General features: G+C 70.8%; 15 protein-coding genes. 8 read left to right on the forward strand and 7 right to left on the reverse strand.

Translation table 11 applies throughout. The features are described 5' to 3' along the window. Positions 1 to 57 precede the first annotated feature (57 nt). A complete protein-coding gene (locus HLK59_RS03265; RefSeq protein WP_171139645.1) occupies positions 58 to 915 on the forward strand; it encodes a LysR family transcriptional regulator in 858 nt (285 codons plus the stop codon). A 9-nt stretch (positions 916 to 924) separates the two neighbouring features. Here HLK59_RS03265 and HLK59_RS03270 read toward each other — a convergent pair whose 3' ends face one another. Beyond that, positions 925 to 2,649 carry an aminotransferase class I/II-fold pyridoxal phosphate-dependent enzyme gene (locus tag HLK59_RS03270; protein ID WP_171139646.1) on the reverse strand — a complete coding sequence of 575 codons (1,725 nt, stop codon included), beginning with the start codon at positions 2,647 to 2,649 and terminating at the stop codon, positions 925 to 927. Between the two features lie 271 nt (positions 2,650 to 2,920). Between HLK59_RS03270 and HLK59_RS03275 the strand changes: the two genes are divergently transcribed. The 3 genes from HLK59_RS03275 to HLK59_RS03285 all read left to right on the forward strand — a co-directional run bounded on the left by HLK59_RS03275 (position 2,921) and on the right by HLK59_RS03285 (position 6,426). Further along, the gene (locus tag HLK59_RS03275; protein ID WP_171139647.1) at positions 2,921 to 3,379 is read left to right on the forward strand and encodes an SRPBCC family protein; all 459 of its coding nucleotides are present in this window, start codon (positions 2,921 to 2,923) and stop codon (positions 3,377 to 3,379) included. A 228-nt stretch (positions 3,380 to 3,607) separates the two neighbouring features. Continuing rightward, positions 3,608 to 5,506: a DUF4157 domain-containing protein gene (locus HLK59_RS03280; RefSeq protein ID WP_171139648.1), complete on the forward strand. Its 1,899-nt coding sequence runs from the start codon at positions 3,608 to 3,610 to the stop codon at positions 5,504 to 5,506. A gap of 86 nt (positions 5,507 to 5,592) precedes the next feature. Then, positions 5,593 to 6,426: an NAD(P)H-binding protein gene (locus HLK59_RS03285; protein ID WP_171139649.1), complete on the forward strand. Its 834-nt coding sequence runs from the start codon at positions 5,593 to 5,595 to the stop codon at positions 6,424 to 6,426. A 149-nt stretch (positions 6,427 to 6,575) separates the two neighbouring features. On the opposite strand, the gene gdhA is transcribed toward HLK59_RS03285, so the two are convergent. The 3 genes from gdhA to HLK59_RS03300 all read right to left on the reverse strand — a co-directional run bounded on the left by gdhA (position 6,576) and on the right by HLK59_RS03300 (position 10,274). Continuing rightward, positions 6,576 to 7,940 (reverse strand): NADP-specific glutamate dehydrogenase, encoded by a 1,365-nt coding sequence (gdhA, locus tag HLK59_RS03290; protein ID WP_171139650.1) that lies wholly within the window; start codon positions 7,938 to 7,940, stop codon positions 6,576 to 6,578. Positions 7,941 to 8,092: 152 nt separating this feature from the next. Next, positions 8,093 to 9,211, reverse strand: coding sequence for an acyl-CoA desaturase (locus HLK59_RS03295; protein ID WP_171139651.1), 1,119 nt, complete (start codon positions 9,209 to 9,211; stop codon positions 8,093 to 8,095). A gap of 7 nt (positions 9,212 to 9,218) precedes the next feature. Then, a complete protein-coding gene (locus tag HLK59_RS03300; protein ID WP_171139652.1) occupies positions 9,219 to 10,274 on the reverse strand; it encodes a ferredoxin reductase in 1,056 nt (351 codons plus the stop codon). An 87-nt stretch (positions 10,275 to 10,361) separates the two neighbouring features. Here HLK59_RS03300 and HLK59_RS03305 point away from each other — a divergent pair, with 87 nt between their 5' ends. After that, the gene (locus HLK59_RS03305; protein WP_171139653.1) at positions 10,362 to 11,501 is read left to right on the forward strand and encodes a PucR family transcriptional regulator; all 1,140 of its coding nucleotides are present in this window, start codon (positions 10,362 to 10,364) and stop codon (positions 11,499 to 11,501) included. Between the two features lie 62 nt (positions 11,502 to 11,563). Here the strand turns inward: HLK59_RS03305 and HLK59_RS03310 are convergent, their stop codons facing one another. The 3 genes from HLK59_RS03310 to HLK59_RS03320 all read right to left on the reverse strand — a co-directional run bounded on the left by HLK59_RS03310 (position 11,564) and on the right by HLK59_RS03320 (position 16,057). Continuing rightward, positions 11,564 to 13,642, reverse strand: a complete 2,079-nt coding sequence (locus HLK59_RS03310; protein ID WP_171139654.1) for a hypothetical protein — start codon at positions 13,640 to 13,642, stop codon at positions 11,564 to 11,566. A gap of 278 nt (positions 13,643 to 13,920) precedes the next feature. Continuing rightward, entirely contained in the window at positions 13,921 to 15,390 is a 1,470-nt protein-coding gene (locus tag HLK59_RS03315; protein WP_171139655.1) for a HAMP domain-containing sensor histidine kinase, read from the reverse strand. Beyond that, positions 15,377 to 16,057 (reverse strand): response regulator transcription factor, encoded by a 681-nt coding sequence (locus tag HLK59_RS03320; protein WP_171139656.1) that lies wholly within the window; start codon positions 16,055 to 16,057, stop codon positions 15,377 to 15,379. The genes HLK59_RS03315 and HLK59_RS03320 overlap by 14 nt, the downstream gene beginning before the upstream one ends. Before the next feature lie 128 nt (positions 16,058 to 16,185). On the opposite strand from HLK59_RS03320, the gene HLK59_RS03325 reads away from it, so the two are divergent. The 3 genes from HLK59_RS03325 to HLK59_RS03335 all read left to right on the forward strand — a co-directional run bounded on the left by HLK59_RS03325 (position 16,186) and on the right by HLK59_RS03335 (position 19,724). Beyond that, positions 16,186 to 17,670, forward strand: coding sequence for a glycosyltransferase family 39 protein (locus HLK59_RS03325; protein WP_171139657.1), 1,485 nt, complete (start codon positions 16,186 to 16,188; stop codon positions 17,668 to 17,670). 156 nt (positions 17,671 to 17,826) lie between these two features. After that, a complete protein-coding gene (locus tag HLK59_RS03330) occupies positions 17,827 to 18,657 on the forward strand; it encodes a PP2C family protein-serine/threonine phosphatase (protein WP_171139658.1) in 831 nt (276 codons plus the stop codon). A 59-nt stretch (positions 18,658 to 18,716) separates the two neighbouring features. Beyond that, a complete protein-coding gene (locus tag HLK59_RS03335; protein ID WP_346779635.1) occupies positions 18,717 to 19,724 on the forward strand; it encodes an MASE1 domain-containing protein in 1,008 nt (335 codons plus the stop codon). Positions 19,725 to 19,766: the final 42 nt, after the last annotated feature.

The raw sequence follows: 19,766 nt of genomic DNA on the forward strand, positions 1-19,766 counted from the left end.
GCGGCACCCAGACCGCTGCGCAAAATGCATCCACTACTCGATCTATACACTTGACGCATGGATCTGGAGCTACGACACCTCCGCTGCCTGGTGGCCATCGTCGACGAGGGCACCTTCACCGACGCGGCCATCGCCCTCGGTGTCTCCCAGGCGGCCGTCTCCCGCACTCTGGCCTCGCTCGAACGCGCCCTGGGTGTACGGCTGTTGCGCCGCACCTCGCGCGAGGTGACGCCGACGGCCACCGGGCTGCGGGTGGTCGCGCACGCCAGAAGGGTGCTCGCCGAGACGGAGGACCTGGTCCGGGAGGCCACCTCCGGACATTCCAGCCTGCGCATCGGCTACGCATGGTCGGCGCTCGGCCGCCACACATCCACCTTCCAGCGCCGCTGGACGAAGGCGCACCCGGCCACCGACCTGCACCTGGTCCGCCTCAACTCCGCCACCGCCGGCCTCGCGGAGGGCGCCTGCGACCTCGCGGTGGTGCGCCGGGACCTGGACGACCGCCGGTTCGACTCGGCCATCGTCGGCCTGGAACGGCGGATGGCGGCCGTCTCCACGGACGACGTACTCGCCACCGGCGGAAGCCCCGTCCGGCTCGCCGACCTGGCCGAACGCACCCTGCTGGTCGACCGGCGGACCGGGACGACCACCCCGGAGCTGTGGCCGCCCGACTCCCGTCCGGCAACCGAGGACACCCACGACGTCGACGACTGGCTCACCGTGATCTCCAGCGGCCGGTGCATCGGCATGACGGCGGAGTCCACCGCCCACCAGTACCCGCGGCCCGGTGTCGTCTACCTCCCGGTGCTCGACGCGGAACCGATCGCCGTACGGCTCGCCTGGTGGCGGGACGACCCGCATCCCGCCACCCAGTCCGCGGTGGAACTCCTCACCGAGCTGTACCGCACCGGCTGACCCGTCACGTCAGCGCGGCCGGCCCCGCCCGAGCCGCCGGACACCCTCGACGATGTCCCGCGGCGTACGACAGCCGCAGATGCCCCTCCCCCGCCGCGCCCCGTACGCCTGGCGCATCCGGCGGATGTCGGCGTCGGCGGTGCTCAGCGCGGTCAACGCGGCACGCTGTACAGCCGAGTTGACGGAACCGTTGACTGTGGCGTGCACGCGGGCGGCGGCCGATACGACGTCCCGGGGGCCCGTGAGGTAGCCGAGCCGCCAGCCGGTCATGGCGTAGCTCTTGGAGAAGGTCTGGCAGTACAGGGTGCGTCCGGCGAGGCCGGGCACGTGGAGCGCGGAGACGAACGGCTCGGCCGTGTGAACGAGTTCGCTGTACGCCTCGTCGGCCAGGACCAAGGTCGCGCCGGTCGGGTTGGAGGGGTTGCAGAAGACGAACAGGTCGGCCCGGAGCGGGACGAACACGCACTCCCCGCCCGCCAGTTGGACCAGGTCGGAGTAGAGCGAGTAGGTCGGGTCGGGCAGCACCACGCGGTCGCCGGGGTTGACGATCGCCAGGATCGCGGCGGCGAGGGCCGCGCGGAGTTCGGGGTCGCCCTGCGGGTTGGTGTAGTGGGTGTGGCCGTCCGCCGGCGCCTGGGCTGCGGCGGCCCGGACGTGGGGCGGGGTCGCGAAGTCGGGTTCTCCTATGGCGAGGGAGATCAGTCCGGCGCGGGAGGCGGGCTGGGCGGTGCGCAGGGAGGTGCGCTCGATGCGCCGGACCGCCTCGGAGGGCTGGAAGGTCGCGGTGGTGACCGTCATTCCAGGCCTCCGAGCACTCGCTTGTTGAACTGGTCCATGTCGGACACCTCGGTGGCGTCGGCCGGCGCGAGGTCGTAGGTGGGCGAGCCCTCGGTGACGGCGGTCTCCAGAGCCGCGCGCACCTTGCGGGCCAGGCCCAGGGGCTGGAGATCCGGGCACCAGTCGAGCAGGTCGGTCAGGGCCAGCCAGGCGCCGGTGGGGTTGGAACGGCGGCTGCCGGTGCGGGGCGGTGCCGTCGGCGGGCTCGAACAGGGCGGTGATGCCCTCGGTGACGATCAGGCCCGGCAGTTCGGGGTACTTGACCAGTTCGTAGGCGGCCCGGTCGACGTCGGCGCGGGCGGTGCCGCTCTCGTGGGCGGTACGGCGCCACAGCCGGGAGGTGGCGAAGACGCTCGCCTTGTCGACGCTGATCGCGCGCCGGTCGGGGCGCCGGGCGGCGTACTCGGCGGCGATGGCGAACACCTCGCGCACCCGGTCCGGTTCGAGGACGACCCGGTCCTCGGCGGGCCGGACACCGTCCGGCTCCTGGCGGCGGTCGGGGCTCGCGTAGGCACCGCCGGTGATGTTGCGGACGATCACCACGTCCTCGCCGCCATCGCCGTCGCCGGGCACCCACACCGTGCGGATGCTGATCCGCAGGTCGAAGAGGTGCCGCAGTTCGATGAGCGCGGCCTCGGGGTTGGGGCATTCGGCGGCGGTGACACCGGGGTACGTGCCGACCGCGCCGGAGAGGACGACGTCGGCCTCGCGGCAGCCGGCGACGGTCTCCGGAGGCAGGATCGAGCCGGTGGTCCGCCAGCCGGTGGTGCCATAGGGGAAGGGACCGCTCAGGGTGATGGGGGCACCGTCGGCCTGGAGGCGGCGCAGACAGGTGAGGGGGCCGTCGAGGATCTCCGAGCCGATTCCGTCACCGGGGAGGAGGGCGATGGTGGTCATGGCAGCAGCAGACTCCGCGTGGTGGCGGACATGATGGCGGCGGCGGCCCGGGGGCCGACGTGGTGTTCGAGGTCGCCGCCGAAGGCCAGCAAGGATGCGGGGTAGTTCGCGGTGAGCGTCAGGCTGGAGTGCTCGTCAGTGCCAAGCGCCCCAATACCCGTCGCCGACGCCGTTCGCCTCGCACGAAGCCCGAGGGTCCCATAGGGTCGCGGTGCCTCCTTCGAAACGAAGGCAGCGCGGTCCTCACGGCTCGACCGGTCAGGAGTGCCCCATGTCAGGACAGTTCGAAGCGGTGGTCGAGGTCGACCGGCCCGTGGAGGAGGTGTTCGCCTACCTCGCCGACGGGCGCAACGATCCCCAGTTCAGCCCCCGGGTGCTCAAGATCGAACGGATTCCCGACACGCCCACCGCCGTGGGAACGGTCTTCGAGAGCACGGTCAAGGACGCCGGAATGAAGACCGCCAGGCAGTTCCGCATCACCGAACTCGAAGCCCCGGTGCGGATCCGCTGGGCCGAGGTGTCGAAGAACAGTGTGGCGGTCCTCGAAGGCGGCTACGACCTGGAGGGGTTGCCCGAAGGCAGGACCCGGGTGCGCATCTTCAACGTCCTGGAGGGCCACGGGATCGGCAAACTCCTCGTCGGTCTGGCCCTCGCCGCCGCCAGGAAGGATGCGGACGCGTTCGGTACCCGGATCAAGACGGCGGCCGAGGCAGCCATCGCGCCACGCTGACACCGGCCTCCGACGAAGCCCCACCACCACGGCCCGCGCGGTCGCTCCGCTCCATGCCTTCTCCCGCCTTCGCACCTGTAGGCACCGTCCGCACCGCGAAACCATGCCCGCAACCGTTTCGGGGCCCGTTGACGACGGAGCCGGTCATACCGCGCCGGGCGACTTTAGGCTGGCCGCCCATCAGCGGGCGCCCCACGGTGGAGCGTCGCTGCGGGCCAAGGGGGAACGATGACGGCATTCGCTTTACCCGCCGACTTACGAGCAGAACTGGAAGCCTCTTTCGGGACCGGGCTGGCGCACGTGCGGGTACATCTGCACGCGGCGGTTCCCCAGGGCGGGCCGCTGGCTTGGGCGTTGGGGGACGACATTCACCTGACGCCCGGTGCCTGGGAGCCCGGCCGCTCCTGGAGCCGACAGGTGCTGGGGCACGAGGTCGCGCACGTGGTGCAGCAACGAGCGGGCCGGGTGGGGCCCGGAAGCGACCGCGCGGCGCTGGAGGCGGAGGCGCACACCGCCGGCCGGCGCTACGCCCGCGGGCTCCCGGTACGGCTGCCCGAAGGTCCCGACGGTCCCGGTCCCGGCTGCACGCGGGCCGTGGCGACGCCCGCGTTCCAGGGGTGGAACCAGGTGACGCCGGGCCAACGGGCGGGCGCGGGTGTGGTCGTGGGCGCTTCCGTCTGGTCGTCCCCGACCGCCTCGCAGGACGCCTTCATCGGCCAGAACAACATCAATTACGCCGCGGCCCCCGCCGCCACCGATCCGCCGGTGTCGTTCCTCAACCCCACCGGGCAGCTCCGCCTCGTCTCGGCCGACCCGGCGGGCGTCACCCTGCGCGTGTCGGCGAACGGCCGGCTGGCGATCGAGGACTGTCAGCTCACGGCCCGCCAACCGAAGGTCTTCTACGCCACCCAGGCACTCATCGACGAGAGCAACGCCTGGCGGCGCGCGCTGGGCGAGGCCGTCGAGCTGGTGCCCGACTCCCCGCTCGAGAACCAGACCGTCACCGTGAACGGGCAGGTCCTGCGCAGGGTGACCGCCCGCCTCGCCGCCTGGGGCGGGCGCGGAATCGCCGCGGTGGGACAGCAGAACTGCAACGACATCGTCAGCGGTGCCCTGGGCGCCGGCGAGCTGGAGGTCGCCGCGCCGGACGGCATCGGCGCGCTGCCCGTGCTGCTGCCTGAATTCGAGATCGCCCGCTTCCTCGTCAACCCGGCTCCACCAGCGGTCACCGGTGCCCCGCACAGCATCCAACAGGCCGACTCCGCCCGGGTCATCGCCACGGCGTACGGCACGGCACTGCGCACCGACACCTGGCGGATGGTCGCGGGCACACCGGCGAACCGCCACTTCGGGGTGAACCAGTACGTGCGGCCCGACGTCGGCGAGACGTTCATGACCATCTCTCTGCAAGCCATCCCGGCCGGAGGCACACTGGCACACCCCGAACTCAGCACCGACCACAGCCGGGCCGGAGCCCCCGTCCTGGACCTGACCTCCTTCTGGAGCGCCCACTACGCCGGCGTGGTGATACGGGACGGCGACGACGTGATCACGCTGGAGAACTACGCCCGCAACAAGGAGGACGCGCCCAGCGACGACGCCCGCGCCCGCGTCGGCCACTACTTCCAGATGTACGACACCAGCCCCGGTGCCCCGCTCGCCCACACCTTCCACGGCTCCTGGACCTCGGCCGCGGTCCGCCCCGTCAACGCCGCTCTCCCGGGCGACGCGGCGAAGCCCGCCGGCACCACGCACCGGCCGGTGCCCAACGGCGTGAAGTCCTTCACCAACCCGCTGACCGTCCGGACGAACCTGACCGGCTTGGGCTACGACGTGCAACTGCCGGGCCTCCTCGCGAATCAGACCGACGATCAGCTGCGCACCGCGTACACCGCGGCGGCGGGCGGCGCGGCGGTCAGCCCGCTCATCCAGCTCAGGACCGTGGGCAAGGGACGGCTCTACGCCCACCGACTGGAAGCACTGAACAAGCGGGTGCCGGTAGGTGACGTCGACCCCTGGATGAAGCTGCTGAGCATGATGAGCGACCCGGCCTTCGGCACGGACCGCCGGCTGCGCGGTTTCGTCACCCACACCCTGGCGGCGTTCACCGCGCTGCCTACCAAGTAGCCCCGTCGGGAGCCTGTTTGACCTGAAGTGCGATCGAGGTTCTAGCGTGTCCTCAAGTCGATCACGGACGCCAGGAGGGGGCACGCATGATCCTCGTGACCGGAGCCACCGGCAACATAGGCAGCGCCTTGCTCAAGGAGTTGCACGCCTGCGGGACAGGGCCGCTGAGAGGGCTCACCCGTGACAGCTCACGGGCCGCCTTCCCCGAGGACGTCGACGTCGTCGAGGGCGACCTCGCGGAGCCGGAATCACTGAAGCCCGCTCTGGACGGGGTGCGTTCGCTGTTCCTCGTCTCGCGTCTGGGGCCGGATGCCGACATCCTCGAAGCCGCCCGGCTCGCGGGTGTGGAGCACGTGGTGCTGGTGTCGTCCATCACCGTCCAGACCCACCCGCACCTGGGCCCCGCGGGCGAGAACCTGGCGGTCGAGCGGCTGCTCAAGGAGAGCGGCATGGCCTGGACGATCCTGCGTCCGACGCAGTTCGCCTCGAACACGGTGATGTGGGCGGCGTCGATCCGCGCCCGTGAGACGGTCCGCGCGCCGTACGCGGACACCGCCCTGCCCACCGTCCACCCCTCCGACATCGCCTCCGTGGCGCGGGTGGCGCTGACCGAGTCCGGTCACCGGGGACGGACGTACGCCCTGACCGGTCCGGAGCTCGTGAGCCCCCGGCAGCAGGTCCAGGCTCTCGCGGCCGCACTCGGGCGGGACATACCCTTCACCGAGATCAGCCGGCGGCAGGCTCACGCTCAGTTGGCGGCGGTCTTCGGGGACGAGGGGGCGGCCGCGGTGCTCGACATCACGGGCGCGGACGTCAACGACGAGCTGCTGGCCGTACGTGACACGGTCTCACGCGTCACCGGTTCTCCGGCCAGAACGTTCGGACAGTGGGCCGCGGAGAATGTCGGCACCTTCCGCTGACGCGCCTCGTGCTGCTCGGCGCACTCCCGCCGACCGCCCCCGAGGCAGCCGCCGCGGATCCACGGCGGACTGTGCGCTGCGGACTCCGGGCGGCCGGCCTCGTGACATCGGGCGGTGGTAGGGCGTGACTCGGGTCGACCGGTGGCGCCTCAGACCACGCCTAGGTCGAGCATGGTGTCGGCGACCTTGACGAAGCCCGCGATGTTCGCGCCGGCGACGTAGTTGCCGGGCGCCCCGTACTCCTCGGCGGTGGCCAGGCAGGTGGTGTGGACGCCGGTCATGATGGCCGCGAGACGCCGGTCGGTGTCCTCGAACGTCCACGCGTCGCGGGTGGCGTTCTGCCGCATCTCCAGTGCCGAGGTGGCCACTCCGCCCGCGTTGGCCGCCTTGCCCGGGCCGAACGCGACGCCTGCCTCCTGCAACAGCCGTACGGCCTGCGGGGTGGTCGGCATGTTGGCGCCCTCGGCGACCGCCACGACGCCCCCGGCCAGCAGGGTGCGTGCCGCGTTCTCGTCGAGTTCGTTCTGGGTGGCGCAGGGCAGCGCGACCGTGCACGGCACGTCCCAGACGGAGCCGCCCTCGACGTACCGGGCCCGGGACTGGATGTGCGCGTACTCCTTGATCCGGCCGCGGCGGACTTCCTTGATGCCCTTGACGAGTTCCACGTCGATGCCCGCCTCGTCGACCACGTATCCGCCGGAGTCCGACATCGCGACGACCTTCGCACCGAGTTGGTGCGCCTTCTGGGCGGCGTAGAGGGCGACGTTGCCGGAGCCGGAGATGACGATCCGCCGGCCGTCGAGGTCCTGGCCGCGTGCGGCGAGCATCTCCGCGACGAAGTACACGGCGCCGTAGCCCGTGGCCTCGGTCCTCACATGGGAGCCGCCCCAGTTCAGGCCCTTGCCCGTGAGGACGCCTGATTCGTAGCGGTTGGTGATCCGCTTGTACTGGCCGAAGAGGTAGCCGATCTCGCGGCCTCCGACGCCGATGTCGCCGGCGGGCACGTCGGTGTGCTCGCCGAGGTGGCGGTACAGCTCGGTCATGAACGACTGGCAGAACCGCATGATCTCGCCGTCCGAACGGCCCTTGGGGTCGAAGTCGGCCCCGCCCTTTCCGCCGCCGATGGGCAGGCCGGTCAACGCGTTCTTGAAGATCTGCTCGAAGCCGAGGAACTTCACGATGCCCAGGTTCACGGACGGGTGGAAGCGCAGACCGCCCTTGAAGGGGCCCAGCGCGGAGTTGAACTCCACCCGGAAGCCCCGGTTGACCCGCACCTGCCCGGCGTCGTCCACCCACGGCACCCGGAAGACCAGCTGCCGCTCCGGCTCGCACAGACGCTCCAGAACCCGGTGGCGGATGTACTCCGGATGCCGGGCGAGCACCGGCTCCAGGGACTCCAGCACCTCACTCGCCGCCTGATGGAACTCGAACTGCGCGGGGTCCCGGGCCAGGATCCCCGAGAAGACATCGGCGGTCAGACTCAGGCCCGTGGACGGCGTGCACTGGACGGTCATGGACGTACCTCCTTGTACGGCGTTGCAACCGGAAGTACGGAAGATCGACGGGCGAACACTCAGCGGACCGCCACACCGCCGGCAGACGCCTCACGGAGCACGGCGCCACCACGAGCGCCATGCTCCGCAACGGATCTCACCGGTACCGGGTATCAGGCCGCGACGAGCTCCTTCTCGCGGTCCGGCGTCTTGATCTTGGGCTTCTTGTTCGGCAGCGAGAGCCGGACGACCTTGTGCCAAGCCGAGAACACCTGCTTGGGCAGCGGCCCTGTGACGTACTCCAGCTCGTACTTCTCGAACAGCGCGCGCACCTTCACCGAGACCTCGGCGTACCGGTTGCTGGGCAGGTCCGGGAAGAGGTGGTGCTCGATCTGGTGCGAGAGGTTGCCGGACATGAAGTGCATGGCCTTGCTGCCGCTGATGTTCGCCGAACCCATCATCTGGCGCAGGTACCACTGGCCGCGCGTCTCACCCTTGATCGACCGGCGCTCGAAGACCTGCACGCCCTCGGGGAAGTGCCCGCACATGATCACCGAGTGGGTCCAGAGGTTGCGGACCAGGTTCGCGGTGAACGTGGCGGCGAGCGTGGTGAGGAACGACGGGCCCGACAGCAGCGGGTGGATCACGTAGTCCTTGAGCACCTGCTTGCGGATCTTGCGGCCCACGGCCCTGGCCCGCGCCCGGAACTCCGGGTTGTTGCGGCGGCGCTTGTGCAGGTTCTTGCCGAGCTCCAGGTCGTAGGCCGCGATGCCGTACTCGAAGAAGCAGGCGTTGATGAAGTTCCACAGCGGCTGGCCGAGGTGGAAGGGGTGCCACCTCTGGTCCTCGTCGACGCGCATGATGCCGTAGCCGAGGTCGTTGTCCTTGCCGATCACGTTGGTGTACGTGTGGTGCAGCTCGTTGTGCGAGTGCTTCCACTGGTCGGCCGGCGAGACGTGGTCCCACTCCCAGGTCGTGGAGTGGATCTTCGGGTCCCGCATCCAGTCCCACTGGCCGTGCAGGATGTTGTGACCGATCTCCATGTTGTCCATGATCTTCGCCACGGACAGACCGGCGGTGCCGATGATCCACGCGGGCGGGAAGAACGAGAACAGCAGCACGCCCCGGCTGACCAGCTCCAGCTTGCGCTGCGCCGAGATCACCTTGCGGATGTAGGCGGCGTCCTTCTCACCCCGGTCGGCGATCACCGCGTCACGGATCGCGTCCAGCTCGCGGCCGAGCTCCTCGATCTGCTCCGCGGTCAGGTGGGCGGTGGGGTCGATGGCGGTCAAGGTGCTCCTACCGTTCGATGTCGCAGGGGCCCGCCGCGGCGGACACACAGGTCTGGATGAGGACGCCCGGCTCGGCCTCGGTGATCTCGCCGGTGCGCAGGTCGCGGACGGCGCCCGCCTTGAGCGGTGTGACGCAGCCGAAGCAGATGCCCATGCGGCACCCGGACGGCATGAGCACCCCGGCCTCCTCGCCGACGTCCAGCAGCGGCGTGGCGCCGTCCGCGTCGACGCTCTTGCCGGTGGTGCTGAACGTGACCTCGCCACCGTCGCCGGTCGCGACGACGCTGGGGCGGAAGCGTTCGGTGTGCAGGCGCTCCGGGACGCCGTGCTCGCTCCAGTGCTTCTCGGCGGCGTCGAGCATGCCCGCGGGCCCGCAGGCCCAGGTCTCGCGCTCGGCCCAGTCGGGCACGAGTTCGTCGAGGCGGGTGATGTCGAGCATGCCGTCGGTGTCGGTGTGCAGCTCGGTCAGACGCAGCTTCTTGTCGGCGACCAGCCCGTGCAGATCGTCGCGGAAGATCACGTCGTGCGGCTGCGGCGCGGAGTGGACCATGACGGCGTCGTCGAACTCGGTGTCGCGCAGCATGCCCATCACGGGCGTGATGCCGCTGCCGGCCGTCAGGTAGAGCACCTTGGCGGGCTTGGCCTTCGGCAGCACGAAGTCACCGGTCGCCTGGTCGAGCTGGATCAGCGTGCCCGGTTTCGTCCTGCGGACCAGGTGGTTGCTGACCTTGCCGTCCGGGATCGCCTTCACGGTGATCGTGACGCGGCCGTCCGAGCGGTCGGTCGGCGAGGTGAGGGAGTAGGCACGCCACAGGCGCACCCCGTCGACGTCGACCCCGACGCGCACGTACTGACCGGCCGTGTGGCCGCGCCAGCCCCGTCCCGGTCTGATCACGATGGTCGCGGCGTCACCCGTCTCGGGGTGCACGGCCTCGATGCGCCCTCGCAGGTCGGCGCCCGCACGCAGCGGGCTGACCAGGTCGAGGTAGTCCGACGGCAGCAGCGGCGTCGTGACCATCTCCAGCAGTTTCCACGCCCTTGTGCGGAGGGCTGTACTCGTCATGGCCCTAGCTTGCTGCGCCTCAGGGCGTAAAGTCCTGACCGCAGGATGTGAATCTGGTCGGCAGAATTGTTCGCAGGGAACAAAAACATGAGCCAAGCAATCCGGAGGGCCACCGAACTGGCCCTGGATGAGACGACGGTCACCGCGCTGCGGGCCACGTTGAAGAACACCGCCGACGAAGTCGTCCGGGCGATCATCGACGAGGTCCCTCCCTACGCCAACGCCCTTTCGGGCCATATGGGCGCCACCATCCGCCGAGCCGTCCGCACCGCCCTGGGTCACTACCTGGACCTCGCGAGCGGGAGCGCCACGGGCGGTGACGCCGGTGACGCGGCCTACGAGCTGGGCCGCGGCGAGGTGCGCGACGGCCGTTCGATGGACGCCCTGCTCAGCGCCTACCGGGTCGGTGCCCGTGTGGCCTGGCGGTGCCTGGCCGCGGGTGCCGTACCCGCGGGTCTGCCCGCCGCCGAGGTCGCCAAGTTCGCCGAGCTGACCTTCGCCTACATCGACGAGCTGTCCGCCGCGAGCGCCGCGGGCCACGCCGACGAACTGGCCGCCCGGGGCCGGGCTCATGAGCGCCACCTGGAGGAACTGGTCCGCGACCTCCTCGCCGGCGCGAGCCCTGACGTGCTGCTGGCCTCCGCTCAACGGGCCGGGTGGCAGCCTCCGGTCTCGCTGACCGCGGTCCTGCTGCCCGCGGCCCAGGCCCGGCCCGCCTACCGCACGCTCGACCCGAGCACCCTCGTCCTCGACGATCTGCCGGACGCCTTCGGTGTGCTGCTCGTCCCCGATGCCGACCGATCACATCTCCTGCGGCAGCTCACCGACCGCACCGCCGTGGTCGGCCCGGCCCGGCCATGGGTCCGTGCGTCCGCCTCGTACGAACGAGCCGCACGCGCGCGCTCCCTCTCCCCCGATATCCGCGACACCGAGGACCACCTGCCCGAGCTGGTGCTGAGCGCCGACGCGGACGCGTTCGCGGACCTGCGTGCCCGGGCCCTCGCACCGTTGCGGGCCTTGCCCGAGGCGACCGCGCGGCGGCTGGAGGAGACGTTGCGGGCGTGGCTGCTGCACCAGGGCAGGCGGGACGAGGCGGCGGCGGCGTTGTTCGTCCATCCCCAGACCGTCCGCTACCGGATGTCGCAGCTGCGCGAGCTGTTTCCGGATCTCGCATCGCCGCAGCGCGTCCTCGAACTGACGATGGCGGTCGGTCTTCGGGCCGACTGACGCGCGGTCCGCCGTCCTCGCGGGCCATGCGGTGCGACCCCGCATGGTTCCGGACGCCGACATCACCGTGCGGTCGCGGTCTCCTCGTCGCTGAACCGGTGCTCCAGACAGGCACGCACCAGCCGGTGGAGCGGCTGTGCCCGGTGGTGCCCCGTGGCCAGCCGGTCCGCCCAGGTGACGGTGCGCAGGTCGTCAGGCTGCCACGCGGCCTGCGGGCGGTCCGCCAGCATCCCCAAGGCCTGGTACTCCCCCACGACGATGTCCGCGTACCCGTCCCCGCCGATCGCGTGACAGGTCGCGCCCGCCGAGCCGAACAGCACGCTCGCCTCCTTGCCGGTCAGCTCGCCGTCGGTGTTCACCGGCGTGAGTCGCTCGCCCTTCACGTAGTGGATGTTCGCGCTTCCCACGGCGCACGACCGGTAGCAGATCTCGTCCCGCGCCCTGATCCATGTCACCTCCGATGCCCCATGGCGTATCCGCCGGGTGACATCGGCCCCCCGCTCCCAGTAGGACCGCTCGAAGATGTCGGGCCGTTCCCACAGCTCGAGCTCCGAGCTGTCGGCCACGACGAGGTCGTCCCCGCCGCGCAGGCACACCCCGCGCCAGCTCAGCGGTCGCGTCAGTTTGCCGACGACCGGGATGGTGTACTCAGTACGTTCCCCCTCGTCCAGCAGGACACCGTAGTGAGCGCGCATCACGGCGATCCGCCCGCTCTCCTGATCGACGGTGATCGAGGCGGCCGTGGACGAGTAGCCGGGCGGGTAGTCGCTCCATTGGCCGGTCCATCGTTCGCCGTAGCGCAGGGTCGAGACTTCCCGGCCGGTGGTGTCGTGGAACCCGATCACATTGCCGAGGCGAGCGGTGACGAGGCCGTCCCGGAACGCGGCCATCGCGATGGCACCGTGCTCGGCGCTGTGCTCGTCGTGGTGGGTGAGTTCCATGGGCCGCCCGTCCTGCGGGCAATGGTGGAGCCAGGCTTCCTGAGCGGTCCTTGAGTGCCGGACGGTGAACGCGGCGAGCGTGTCGCCGCAGTAGGCGAGACTGGCGTCGTCCCAGATGGTGGCGGCGTGTCGTGCCATGAGCGCCCCGTCGGGCAGGGAATGGACGCTGATCGTGCCCGGGCCCGGCGCTTCCGTCCATACGGCGTTGCCGGTGGGGCGGCTGTCGTGTGTCCACAGCGCCACGCGCCGTCCGTCGTCGCTCAGTGCGCCGGCCCGTACTTTGCCCGGTACCACCAAGTGGATCACCTGGCTCCGGTACATCGCCTTGCGCGCCCGCCGGATGTCCGCACGGCTGCTCTCGGCGAGGAGGCCGAACAACTCGCGGTCGCGCCGGGCCTCCGGATGCCACTGCGGGTCCACGTGCCGCACCGCCCGCACCGCGTCGGCCACCGGCAGTTCCAGCGCCAGCCGCCACAGTGCGGCCCAGTCCCGGCGCTCGCGCAGCAGACCCACGAGGTACTTGCGCTCCGCCGCCGTGATCTCCGCGATGCGCTGCCCGCCGTCGGCCACCACGCGGACCGCGTCGACATCGGCGTCGCTTTCCATGGCCTTGCGTAACGCCGCCCGCCCGTCCGGGCTCGCCCCTTGATAGGCGGCGGCGAGCAGCGCCCCGTCCGGGTCCACCGCCAGCCGCCGTTCCGCCTGCCCGGACAGGGCGAAGAAGCACGCCTGGTCCTGCGCGCCTTCGGGTGTCAGGTCGTGCCGGGACAGGAACTCGATCTCGTCCGCGGCCATTTCCGCGATCCAGCGTCCGGACACGAGCACCGTCCGCATCACGTCCGGACCGACGCCGAGCTCCTCCAGTGCCTCGCGGAGCGCGGTCCGCTGGGCAGGGCACGTGCCGAGCTCCCGGTCGGCCTCGGCGAGCAGTGAGCCGTCCGGATCGTGGGCCTTCCACCGCTCGCCCTGCCCGGTCAGGACGCAGAAGAGCGCCCAGTCGGTACCGCGCGAGGGAGCGATCTCGTTCCGGACGCAGAACGCCGCGAGGGCGGCGCGGTGGTCGGCGCCGGGCGTCATCGCCATTTCCGTGACGTTCTCCGCGAACTGGCCTCGGCCGTCCGCCCATGCGGCGAGCACGCCGGGGCGCGCGTCGTCGGGGGCTCCGGCAGCCACCCAGTCGGCCAGCACCTCGCGGTACACCCGTCGGCGCTCCGCGGGGGCCAGAGCGTGGCCCTCTGCCGTGATCCTCTTCCACGAGCGACGCGCCAGCGCCCCCTTGATCCCTCCCGCCGACGGCACTTCTGCCTGCCGACGGACCCGTCCGACCAACCTCACAACCGCTTGGCCGTCCCCCTCGTCTGCCACGGCCCCAGTATCGGTCGCCCCCGGCCCGACGGACATACGGATGCCGGAACGTGATGCCGCACGGGCGGGCCGTCGCGCGTACGAGGAGGTCGGTGCGGCCGCGGTGGAGCGTGCTACTTGTCGGCGGGGGTGGGAACTTGGGGAAGGCGGAGCTCGAAGCATGCTCCCAGGGTCCGGGGGTTGAGGGTGAGGGTGCCTCGGTGGCGGTGGGCCAGGTCGCGGGCGATGGCGAGGCCCAGGCCGGTGCCGCCGTGGTCGCGGGAGCGGGCGTCGTCGAGCCGGACGAAGCGTTCGAAGACGCGCTCGGCGTCCTCGGTGGGCACGCCGGGTCCGTCGTCGTGCACCGTGAGGACGACCCAGGTGTCCTGGTTCCGGACGGTGATCTGGATGCGGTGTGCGGCGTGGCGGGCGGCGTTGTCGATGAGGTTGCGCAGTAGCCGTTCGTATTCGCCGGGGTTTCCGTGGACGGGTGCGGGGCCGGTGCTGTCGCAGGTGAGGGTCAACGACTGTTCGGCGAGGGGGTGTTGCTCGGTCAGCCCGGAGGCGAGGGCTGCCAGGTCGACGGTTTCGGGGCCGGCTTCGGGGGTGCGGGTGTCGAGGCGGGCGAGGAGCAGCAGGTCCTCGGTGAGGGACTGGAGTCGGCGGGTCTGTCGTGCGGCGGTGGTGGCCGCTGCGGGCCAGTCGGTGCGTTCCGGGTAGGCGAGGGCGACTTCCAGGCTGGCCAGCAGGGTGGTGAGCGGGCTGCGCAGTTCGTGCGCGGCGTCCGCGACGAAGCGGCGTTGCCGGGCGGCGGCGTTGTCGAGGCGCTGGAGGGTGGTGTTGATGGTGGTGGCCAGGGCGGTGATCTCGTGTCCGGTGGCGGGGACGGTGACGCGTTCGCGGGGGTTGTTCGCGGTGACCGAGGCGGTGAGGACGCGGATGGCCTCGACCGGCCGCAGCGCGACCCGTACGGCGAAGTAGGTGACGGCGGCGATGAGTACGAGACTGACGAGCCCGGCCCACAGCATCAGGCGGTCGATGGTCTTGGTGATGGCCTCGGCGGTGTGCGGGAGCACCACCACGTAGACCCGCAGGCGGGCGTCGGCGGCGACACCGAGAGCGGCGGCTTTGTCCTTGCCCAGCCGATCGGCCTCGATGTCGGATGTGATGACCTGGTTGATGCCGCCGGCCACAGAGAACTTGTCGCTGGGGTCGTAGTCGGGGTTCGCGGGCAGACGGACGGTGGTGGTGAGTTCGGCCGTCAGGGCTTTCGGCGGGGCGGGCATCACGTGACGAGTGCCGGGAGCGAAGTCGTCCATGCCTCCGCCGTAGGCGACAGCGGGGCGTCGGCCGGTCGCGACGACCTCGTACGGCACGGTGCTCACGGAGTCGGGAAGGACACCCTGCTCCAACTTCGCGCAGAGAGACCAGAGTTGTTCCTTGGCCTGGTCTTCGGCGATCTGCGTGCTCTGGCGGTGGACGTCGTGGTGCACCCACCAGCCGATGCCGACCAGGATGACGGCGGCGGCCGAGGCGGCGGCCAGCGCCGCGACGGCTCGTACCGAACGCGGCCACCAACGGCGTCGCGGCTCAGTCGCGTTCACGGTCGTCCACCAGCCGGTAGCCGGTCCCCCGTACGGTCTGCAGGGACTGCCGGCCGAACGCGGCGTCCACCTTCTTGCGCAGAGCGCTGACCCTCGCCTCCACCAGGTTGGGATCCAGGGCTTCGTCGGGCCACGCGTGATAGAGGAGATCCGCTTTGGAGACCGCCTGGCCCGCCCGGCGGGCCAGCAGTTCCAGCACGGCGAACTCCCTGGGCGTGAGTTCCACCCGGGCCCCGGCCCGGCGGCAGACCCGGCCGGCGACATCCAGCGAGAGGTCGCCCACGGCGAGGACGGGCGGGGCGACCGCGGCGGCTCGTCTGACCAGGGCCCGCAGCCGTGCGACGAGCACCATGTAGGAGAACGGCTTGGCCAGGTAGTCGTCGGCCCCCGTGTCCAGGGCCTCCGCCTGGTCCCAGTCGCCGTCCTTGGCGGTGAGGACCAGGATGGGGGTCGCGTTGCCCTCCCGGCGCAACTGGGCGCAGATCTTGTAGCCGTTGAGTCCGGGCAGCATCAAGTCCAGTACGACGAGGGCGTATTCGCCGGTCCGGGCCATCCACAGTCCCTGCCGGCCGTCATGGGCGAGGTCGACGCTGTAGCCCTCGGCGGTCAGACCGGTGTGCAGGGTGTGGGCGAGGTCCACCTCGTCTTCGACCACCAGGATGCGCATGGGGTGCAGCCTCGCACAGCGCCGGACCGCCTTCCTGATCGGCCGGTCAGGTTGGATCAGCAACCGGTCAACGACGTTTGGGCACGCTGGCGGATCATCTTCGCCACTGCTGAAAGGCCCTGCCGCCGATGTCCGTTGTCGAACGTGGCCCCGCCGTCGCCAGTTCGGTTTCCCCTCCCGTACCCGTCCGTCGCCGATCACCGAGCCCGGCCACGGCAGTTGTCGTCCTCGCGCCCTTGGCGCTGACCGTCGTTCTGGGACTCTGGGGTATCCGCAGGGAGAACACCCTGTGGGGGGACGAGTCCGTCACCTATCAGCTCGCGCAGCGCGATCTCTCGCAGATATGGCTCACCGCTCAGCACATCGACGTGGTCCATGCCCTCTACTACGCCGTGATGCATGAGATCTTCGGTCTCTTCGGCGCGGGGCTGCTGACGTTGCGGCTGCCGTCCGTGCTGGCGATGTCCGTGGCGGCGAGCGGAGTCGGGCTTCTGGGACTGCGCCTGGCGGGACCCCGGGCCGGGCTGCTGGCCGGGCTCGTGTTCGCGATCCTTCCCCAGGTCCAGAAGTACGCGCAGGAAGGCCGCTCGTACGCCCTGGTCTGTGCCCTGGTCACCTGGGCCACCTATGCGCTCGTGGTCAGCGTCCCGCGGCGCGCCCGGTGGCGGTGGGCGGTCTACGGCTCCACCATGCTGCTGGCCTGTCTGCTCCATGAGTTCGCGGCCCTCGCCCTGGTCGCACACGGCGTCACCCTGCTCGTCTCCCGTGTTCCACGACCGGTGTTGAAAGCGTGGAGTGTGACGGCCGCGGGTGTTGTGGCCGGGCTGCTGCCGCTGGCGGTCCACAGCGCGGGGCAGTCCGGGCAGGTGTCCTGGATCGACGGACCGGTGCGGCTCGATGATTTCCTGGCCGTGGCGGTGGTGGGCGTGGTGTGTGCCCTCGCGCCCCTGGGGGTCAGGGGGCCCGTGCGGCTTTCCGTGCTGGCTGTGCCGCTGGTCGTGCTTCCGGGGCTTCTGCTGCTGATCGCCTCACTGGTCAAGTCCCTTTTCGTCGACCGGTATGTGCTCTACAGCCATATCGGCATCGCCTTGCTGCTGGGCGCGTGGATGGACTGTGTCCACCGGCGGCTGCGGTTTTCCCGCCACGCGTGGATCGCGGTGGTCGCCGCGGTCGCCGTACTGGCCGCGCTCGTCCCGCCGAGTCTCTGGCTGAGGACGCCCCAGAGCCGGAGCAATGACGCCACCGCCATCGGTGCCGCCGTACGCGAGGAAGGCCGCCCCGGTGACGGGCTGCTCTATCTCTCCGGCCAGCGCCGGATCCTGACCGCGCCCAACCCCGAGGACACCCGCTTTCTGACGGATCTCGCCCTGGCACAGGACCCCGTTTCGTCGAACACGCTTTCAGGTGTCGAGCTTCCCGCCCGGGATATCGCGGCACGCATGCTGGAATTCGACCGCATCGTCGCGGTCCGCCCGACGGGTGCGTACTCGCCGACCGATCCGAGGGAGAAGGCGAAGGCAAGCACCCTGCGGCGCTATTTCCGCGAATGCGGAACAACTCATGTCAACGGGGCGCGAGTCACCGTCTATGTCCGGGACAGGACCCGCAAGTGAAACCCCTCAAGGGGAATCGGACGGCGCCGAAACCGACCGGTTCGCCGCCTGTCGCACGGCCCAGGGTTCCTGCAGTGCCACTACACCATTATCATCCAATATGGATTGTTTGGGGCTGGTGCCCTGATTAGGGCAGGAAACCCTCCGGAGCGGCCCATGTCCCGCAAGCGCCCCACGCTCGACAGCGACGAGCTGCTGGCCCGGCTCGGCTCGCTGACCTCCCGGGCGCGCAAGCACGCGGAGCTACAGCGCTCCCAGGTAGAACTGGCCATCGCACTTCAGCGCGGCATGCTGCCCGCGCAGATGCCCACAGCACCCGGCTACCACGTGGCAGTGCGTTACGCACCGGCCTGCTACGGCCTCAACGTGGGCGGCGACTGGTACGACGCCTTCCATCTGCCCGACGGCCGGATCGGGCTGTCCATCGGGGATGTCCAGGGCCACAACATCGAGGCCGCCGCCTTCATGGGCCAGGTACGCGTCGGCCTGCGCGCCCTCGCCTCCGTGACGAGCGAGCCCGGCGAACTCCTCGCACGGACGAACGACCTCCTGCTGTCCCTGGGCACCGACCTCTTCGCCACCTGCACTTTCATGCGCCTGGACCCGGCCACCGGCGTGCTGGAGAGCGCCCGGGCCGGGCACATCCCCTGCGTGTGGGCGACGGCGGACGGAAAGTCCGGTGTCGCCGACGACGAGGGCGGCCCGCCGCTCGGCATCCAGGCCGGCACGGCCTACCCCGTGACCCGGTACCGGCTCACCACGGGCGGCGTGTTCGTCCTGCTCACGGACGGCGTGGTGGAGGGGCCGTCCATGGAGGTCGACCAGGGCCTCGACCAGGTCGTCCGGCTCGCGGGCATCGCCGCCGTGGCGGGCCTGGATGCCAGCTCGCTCGCCGCCGCCGTGATCAAGGGCGCGGAGCAGGTGGGTCACGAGGACGACGCCGCCGTGCTGGTCGTCGGCCACGAAGGGACCGAAGCTCAGCCGTAGAGCGGCATGCCACGGCTCCCGCCTCGCCGGAACGGCGCCGCCGGTGTCTGATGGCTTGTGTGGCGGGTACCGAGAATCTGCGCCGGACAGGCGTCTTCGCCCTCCAGACGCTGGCTGTCGCCGGCTGCTACTACGCCGCGGGGCGCCTCGGGCTCCTGCGGAACCTGGTCGTCGAGGGGGCGGTGTTCACCCCCATCTGGCCGCCGACCGGTGTCGCGGTGGCCGGTCTGCTGATCTTCGGCCTGCGGGTCTGGCCCGGCATCGCACTCGGCGCCCTGCTCGTGATCATGCACCTCACCTCGCTGAAGCCCGAGGTGCTCGGCAACCTGGCGGGCAACACGGCCGCGCCCGTCTGCGCGTACCTCATGCTGCGCGCGGTGGGCTTCCGTACCGATCTCAGCCGGTTGCGGGACGGCCTGGCCCTGGTGTTCCTCGGCGCCCTGACCGGCATGCTGATCAGCGCCACGGCGGGCGTCGGCATGCTCGTCATCACGGACCGGCTGCACGCCCACGGCTTCTGGGCGGTGTGGCTGGCATGGTGGGTGGGTGACGCGATGGGCGTCCTGATCGTCACCCCGCTCCTGCTGTTGCTGTACGCGGCACGCTGGCCCCCGCGCCTGTCCCGCTGGCCGGAGGCCACCGGACTCGCCCTCGTCAGCTGCACCGTCGTGCCCCTGGTCACGCACAGCAGCCTCAGTGCCCTGTTCCTCGTCTACCCGCTGCTGATCTGGGCGGCCCTGCGCTTCCAACTCGTCGGCAGCATGTTCTGTGCCCTCTTCACGTCCGTCATGGCCACCGTCGCCGCCACGGATCGGGCCGGCCCCTTCGCCGGGCTGACCCGCGTCGAGGTGATGATCAAGCTGCAGGCCTTCAACGGCACCATGGCTCTGACCGCCCTGCTCCTCTCCTCCGTGATCACCGAGCAGCTCAACACCCGGCGCTCGGTGGAACGGGCCTGCCAGGAGCTGGTCGAGGTCCTGGAACACCTCACCGCGGGAGAGACACCCCGAGGCCGGCCGACTCCGCCGACGGGGGAATCGGGGACGGCGGACGGGCCCCGGAAGTAGCGGACAGAGCAGTGCAGCAGTCCGCCTGGGCCCTTAACTACT

Source organism: Streptomyces sp. S3(2020), from assembly GCF_013044505.1.
Classification (GTDB): domain Bacteria; phylum Actinomycetota; class Actinomycetes; order Streptomycetales; family Streptomycetaceae; genus Streptomyces.

Bases quoted from the DNA above. Each gene is read 5' to 3' on its own strand.
- HLK59_RS03325 (WP_171139657.1), top strand. From the start codon at position 16,186: ATGTCCGTTGTCGAACGTGGCCCCGCCGTCGCCAGTTCGGTTTCCCCT.
- HLK59_RS03330 (WP_171139658.1), top strand. From the start codon at position 17,827: ATGTCCCGCAAGCGCCCCACGCTCGACAGCGACGAGCTGCTGGCCCGG.
- HLK59_RS03265 (WP_171139645.1), top strand. From the start codon at position 58: ATGGATCTGGAGCTACGACACCTCCGCTGCCTGGTGGCCATCGTCGAC.
- HLK59_RS03320 (WP_171139656.1), bottom strand. From the start codon at position 16,057: ATGCGCATCCTGGTGGTCGAAGACGAGGTGGACCTCGCCCACACCCTG.
- gdhA (WP_171139650.1), bottom strand. From the start codon at position 7,940: ATGACCGTCCAGTGCACGCCGTCCACGGGCCTGAGTCTGACCGCCGAT.
- HLK59_RS03305 (WP_171139653.1), top strand. From the start codon at position 10,362: ATGAGCCAAGCAATCCGGAGGGCCACCGAACTGGCCCTGGATGAGACG.
- HLK59_RS03275 (WP_171139647.1), top strand. From the start codon at position 2,921: ATGTCAGGACAGTTCGAAGCGGTGGTCGAGGTCGACCGGCCCGTGGAG.
- HLK59_RS03270 (WP_171139646.1), bottom strand. From the start codon at position 2,649: ATGACCACCATCGCCCTCCTCCCCGGTGACGGAATCGGCTCGGAGATC.
- HLK59_RS03285 (WP_171139649.1), top strand. From the start codon at position 5,593: ATGATCCTCGTGACCGGAGCCACCGGCAACATAGGCAGCGCCTTGCTC.
- HLK59_RS03300 (WP_171139652.1), bottom strand. From the start codon at position 10,274: ATGACGAGTACAGCCCTCCGCACAAGGGCGTGGAAACTGCTGGAGATG.
- HLK59_RS03280 (WP_171139648.1), top strand. From the start codon at position 3,608: ATGACGGCATTCGCTTTACCCGCCGACTTACGAGCAGAACTGGAAGCC.